Here is a 638-nt window from a genome sequence, read left to right as displayed (position 1 = left end):
GTCCAAACCGGAGACATCACTCGTACTGGTGAAATCTACAAGTTCGATTTAATGACCGGTATTGTGGATGAATTCTCAGAATTACAAGGGATTATGGGTGAAAAATATGCCTTAGCCTTTGGTGAAGTACCTGCAGTTGCTACTGCTATTCGCGAACACTACATGCCAATTTCTGCTGAAGGTGAATTGCCTGCTAGCCAATTGGGTAAATTGTTTGCTGTGTCAGATAAACTAGATTCAGTGATTTCATTCTTTAATATTGACCGAATTCCTTCTGGTTCAAACGATCCGTTTGCTTTACGTCGACAAACATCAGGAATTGTGCGTATTCTAATCGAAAATGAGTTAACTTTTGACTGGAAAACTGATATCATTAGTATCTTGCAGACTGTTTATGGTATTGAAGACCAAGAGCGCCTAGTTGAATTACAAACAGCTTTAAGCCAATTTGTGAATGACCGCTTGAAAGCTATCTTAAATGACCAAGAAGTTCGTTACGATATTGCGGATGCTGTTTTGCAAAGTCGTTCAGCGGATATCTTAAGAAAACTAGCGGCAAGTAAAGTCTTACAAGCAGCTAGTGAAAAAGCGTCATTTAAAGAAACGCTTGAAGCATGGAACCGTATTTTGAACTTGGG

Annotated in this window: 1 protein-coding gene; it reads left to right on the top strand. The window is 39.3% G+C overall.

The genetic code is table 11. The features are described 5' to 3' along the window. Positions 1-638: glycine--tRNA ligase subunit beta (locus tag ACRCJ0_RS18185; RefSeq protein WP_431391536.1), on the top strand; the 638-nt coding region annotated here is incomplete at both ends.

The organism is Aerococcus sp. L_32, assembly GCF_050689315.1.
Note: the sequence above shows the minus strand (reverse complement) of the source record. Positions and strands in the feature narration are given on the sequence as shown.